The sequence below is a fragment of the Arthrobacter sp. LAPM80 genome, assembly GCF_046736435.1.
Lineage (GTDB): Bacteria > Actinomycetota > Actinomycetes > Actinomycetales > Micrococcaceae > Specibacter.
On sequence record NZ_JBCHVD010000037.1, the window covers coordinates 1 to 5,043 of the forward strand.

Below are 5,043 nucleotides of genomic sequence, written 5' to 3' on the forward strand. Positions count from 1 at the left end.
GGGAATCCCGCCGTCAATGATCTCGTAGCTACCTGCACGTTCGGTGGATACGACAGCATGTGCGCCTTTTTCAAGGCTTGTGGAGTCGTGCCATAGTTGGTTTATTTTCCTCGTCTGGCGATTGCATATGAATACTGATATTGACACAAATGGTTAGCGGCTGGTGAGGAAAAGTGATTTGTCGGTGATCGGTGGTACAACCAGTAGACAAGTTTAGGATCACCTCAGGGGAGAATTTTGGCAACTGGCAAGCAGGTCCGTCTGTTCTTGGTCGATGGATCGCCCACTGGCGTCTTGACAGCGGAAATTATGAACTGGACGGGCCGGCTCGTTTCCGGATCCCGGTCAGAACTCAATGACCTGCTCGCACGGGGAGAGGCGAATTCGCCCGGCGTGTACTTTTTACTCGGCGAGAATCCGGAAGACCCCGACCGGAGGCTGCTCTACGTTGGCGAAGCGGACGATGTGGCTATCAGACTGCGGCAGCACAACAGTGCCAGCACAGGTAAAGAATTCTGGTCGCGGGTGATATTTCTGACCAGTAAGGATGCCAACCTCACGAAGGCGCACGTCCGATACCTTGAGAGCCGATTCATTGCCTTGGCAGCTGCAACGGATCGGTGCGCCCTCGAGAACGGGAACCGGCCGCCGACCGTAAACCTTCCCGAGGCGGACATCTCCGATATGGAGTACTTCATCAGCCAGGCGCAGATCGTCTTGCCTGTCCTTGGATTGGATGCGTTCCGAGGACGGCTACTTCCGACGTCGTCTGAGAGAACTCCCATCGGTGAGCATGTCTCGCCGTTGTTCGAGATGAAGGTTCCAGCTGAGGAGGGCGTTGCCCAGGGACGAGACATCAACGGCGAATTCGTTGTGGCCGCTGGTTCCAGGGCTCGTTCCTCATGGACCGGCTCGGGTCAAAACTACGGGCGGCTCTATGATCGGTTGCGGAAATCAGGGACTCTCGACGTCGTGGAGGGTGTAGTAGTTTTTGCCGACGACCATGCCTTCGCCAGCCCGAGTGCCGCGGCCGCTGTGGTGTCCGGCCGCAACGCGAACGGACGAATAACCTGGCGAGACTCTAATACAGGACAAACCTTTGCCCAATGGCAGGAACAGCTAGCTCCGCCGATACCTGAGGAATCGTGACGCCGAGGCAGACTCCATGACTTCCTTGATTTCCTGGCTCGACGCCAGCTCTGCCGAGACGAATCGCATGCGCGAACTCGTCCGCCTGTTTGAAATGCCTGAAAGCGTCGATGATCTGGCTCTCGGTCAGTTCCATGACACGATCAGCAACTCACTTTTCCCCGGAACATCGGTCCTGCATGTCGCGGCCCGCTATCTACTCTTGATTCCTTGGTGCTTCCAGTCCGCCAGTGGAATGAAGGGCGCCGATCAGCTAAAAGTATCGGCCGAGCAGGCTGAACGCCGACTCATTCGACGATTTCAAGAGCTCAACGTCGAGCGGTTTATTGGCCGTTCTGCCGGGGACAGAGTCGCCCAGCTGCCCTCGGCAGCTTACTGGTCGGCGTTGCGGTCATGGGGGATTGTCCGCAACGATGTAGAGCGCAATGCTATCGGCGACGCGATGCTCGATGCGGCCGCGGCCGTACGTGACGGGCTGCCACAGGAACCAGTCTGGCATGTGGGACTTCCGCCAGCTCCCGTTGGTTTCCCGACTACAGCAGACCGAGGCATTGCGCTCAGCCATGGCGAGGCCGAATGGATCCGCGACCGAGTCCTCTCCGCTGTCCCCGGGACGCTGATCGCACAGCTTGTAGCTAAACCTCGACGAATTCTCAAGACAGGTAGTGTGCCTTGGGCGGATCCGGCTGCCCAAGCCGCGACCGGCGAAGCTGCGGTTTGGCTCAAACACGCGGAGGCATATTCCGCGCTACAGCACGGGCTCGATGCCGTCTACGCCTACAGTGTTACAGCTCAAGCTCGACGCCGGTTCGGCGAGGAACCCGAAGAGACCGACGCCGAGACCCTTGCGAAATGGCGTGAAGACGAAAACTACCAGCGATTGCTCCGCGACTGGGATGTCCAAGAATTTGTCTCTCACGCCAGGGCGGTGAACCCGCGGATACAACCCCGCAGCATCGCGTTCCTAGTCGGATCCATCGACGAATTGCGCTCGGGAGATGACCCTGTGACGAACGAGGCTCTGCACCGAATGGTCCGAGAGCGTGAGAAACGGGCGAAAGGCGCCAACTCACGTTTCATCAACGAGCGACGACTCCGGGCTTGGACATCGCCGGAACGCATCAGTCCACAAACGTTTCGCTGGATTCAGGTTCGCAACATGATTGTTGATCTAAAGGAAGGCCTGACCCGTGCTTGATCCCAGCGCTCGTGAAGCACTCACCGAACAACTGCGTCCGCCAGCAGGTTACCGACTCAGCCACGCCGTCGGTACCACATTCACCTTAGACATGATCAGTGCGCTCGCCGTCCCCCTTAGCTTCGTTCGGGGTTCCGGCGAAGACCCGAGCAACGCCGTCGCACTACTCAATGCGGTGAGGAAGGTGTCGGACCGCATCGACATCTTTTGCCAAGCAGGCCTTATCCGCGTGCCACGTCACGCCAACGACTTACTTGCCGTGCTCGAACCGATCATCCACCAGGTCAAGGCGCCTCTGGCAGGTGGACTATTCCATCCCAAGGTATGGCTTCTTGAATACGAGTGCGACGGCGACTACACGTATCGATTTTTGTGCAGCAGTCGCAACCTCACACCCGATGCCACCTGGGATTTACTGGTTCGAATCGACGGCCGACCGCCCGAAATGGATAACGCGGAAGATGATTTTTCGGTAGACATCGACAACGCGCCTTTATCGCATTTCGTGGACGAGCTGCCGCGGATCAGTACCGTTCCTCTGTCAGCGTCCCGTCTGGAGACGATTCGAGGACTGGCGCGAAGAGCATCAGCAGTCCGATGGGAGCTGCCGCAAGATATCAAAACTCTTGCGTTCCGGCCGCTCGGCACAGAGCAGCGTTACCCGGCCAACTCCTTGGTGGGATTGTTGCAGGACCCGGCATCCGCCGTCGGACTTAATGGGTTGACAGGCGAGCGGAGCAATTTCGGTGGGAATCGGCTGCTGATATCTCCATTCGTCGATGACGCAACGCTCGGCATCCTGGCAAGCTCCGGAGCCAGATCGCTACGCGTCTACGGGCGTGACAATGAGCTTGACCGGCTGAACCCGGAGACCGTGGGGAACCCAGTGATGGCATTCAAAGCTGTCGATGACATTGGTCTTGCCCCCGACGAAGAGCCGGATAGCGAAATCGCTCCCGCGGCCGAGGACCTCCGCGGCCTGCATGCAAAAGCAGTGTTCACGGATTACGACCACACCACTCACGTTCTGCTCGGCTCGGCCAATGCCACAAGGGCCGCATTTGGGCGAAACATCGAATTTTCTCTGGAACTCACCGGGCCCAAGAACCGGATCGGCACGGAGAAGATCGTTGAGTCGCTCAAAGCGCTGCCATTCTCCGAGTTCAATGGCAGCGGTGGGTTCGAGCGAGAACCTTCGGAGGAAGCCGAATGGCGGCTTCAAAATGCGCTGATCGCGGCAGCAGCTCTGAACTACTCACTGGATGCGACGCAGTCCGCTCAAGGTGACGATTACGACGTCGTGCTGGAGCACTCGTATTTGCCGCCTTCAAATATGACGGCTCGGTTGGGTTTACTGACGCTGCCTTCGCGACTGTCCGAAGTGCAGAGAGACTTGAGCAGTCAGCGCCACGTATTTGAGGGTCTGCACTTGGCCATGGTCACACCGTACGTGCTGATCGAATTGCGTGACAGCGCAAGCGGGATGGTGCGCTCGACTGTGGCCCAAGGAGTGCTGCGCACTGACGTGGAAGGAAGGACCGATTCCATCATCGCCAGCCAGCTGGACACCGTGGAGAAGCTGCGCGAATTCCTTTTACTATTCCTGACCCCGGAGGACCAGTCGCCATCGGGAGGCGGAATGTTTGCCGGCGCATTCGGGAGTATCGGCGCGGGCGGGTCGTTCGCTGGATTATTCGAGGCCATCGCGGCAGCAGCATGCAGCCCGGACGCGGCGGAGCTGTTCGCGGGTCTAAACCCTGTGATGGACCTGCTGTACCGGATCTCTAAAGGGGATTCCGAGATTGAAGAAGTGCGATTGCTGTGGGACGCTGCCGTGGCTGCCGTCGCTGACGTGGGGAGAAGTCATGACGATATTCAGCGCTAAGGCGACACTCGCCGGACCCAAGCCTTTCCAGAAGCGCACCGTGGACCACGTATTCAAACGCTTCTACACAGGGGACGGAACGACGAACCGCTTTCTCGTGGCCGATGAAACCGGGCTAGGCAAGTCAGTGGTCGCCGCCGGCGTCATCGCGCGGGCGATTGAACATCTTGAGATGGTCGATGGTGTGGACCGGATCGATGTCGTCTACATGTGCTCCAACGCGGACCTCGCCAAACAGAATATCGACCGCGTGAATGTCACCCGGCAGACTGACGTTATCGAGTCGGGGCGGCTAACGCTGCTACCGCTGCTACCGCTGGAGCTGAGCCGGTTGAACGCCGCTCCCGGGGAGAATACTGGGAAGCGGGTCAACTTCATCTCACTCACTCCTGGGACTTCTTTCAATGAAGGGCAACGCCTGGGAAATGCTGAGGAGCGGGCTGTCCTGTTTCTCATGCTTGAGGCGTTGCTTGGGGAACACGAGAGCCAGAAGGATCCCAAACGGTTCCCCTCTGAACTCGATGAGAAGGTTGTGGAATTGCTGCGGGGCAATGCTGGGGTTACCGGATTCATGTACGGGGTCAACAAGTTCCGCCAACGCCACACTGAGGGTTTTGCGCCGTATGTACGCGAGGACTTCCGGAAGCAGACAACAGGTCGTGGCTTGATGCGACGTTTCAAGAAGGCACTCCGTTCGGATGAGACTACGGACCGCCTACGGGAAGACATGCCGGATTTGATCCGCGACTTCCGTACCGTTCTGGCCGAGGTTGGCCTGAAATGCCTAGAACCGGACATCATCATCCTCGAC

Annotated in this window: 3 protein-coding genes and 1 pseudogene; all 4 read left to right on the plus strand. The window is 58.5% G+C overall.

The features are described from left to right. Positions 1-237: 237 nt before the first annotated feature. Positions 238-1,149 (plus strand): GIY-YIG nuclease family protein, encoded by a 912-nt coding sequence (locus AAGW05_RS18310; RefSeq protein ID WP_411805993.1) that lies wholly within the window; start codon positions 238-240, stop codon positions 1,147-1,149. A 16-nt stretch (positions 1,150-1,165) separates the two neighbouring features. Continuing rightward, positions 1,166-2,347 carry a DUF6361 family protein gene (locus AAGW05_RS18315; RefSeq protein WP_411805994.1) on the plus strand — a complete coding sequence of 394 codons (1,182 nt, stop codon included), beginning with the start codon at positions 1,166-1,168 and terminating at the stop codon, positions 2,345-2,347. Continuing rightward, positions 2,340-4,232, plus strand: a complete 1,893-nt coding sequence (locus tag AAGW05_RS18320; protein ID WP_411805995.1) for a phospholipase D family protein — start codon at positions 2,340-2,342, stop codon at positions 4,230-4,232. Before AAGW05_RS18315 ends, AAGW05_RS18320 begins: the two co-directional genes overlap by 8 nt. Beyond that, positions 4,213-5,043 (plus strand): annotated as a pseudogene (locus AAGW05_RS18325) (hypothetical protein); the annotation flags it as partial. The gene AAGW05_RS18320 and the pseudogene AAGW05_RS18325, both read left to right, overlap by 20 nt.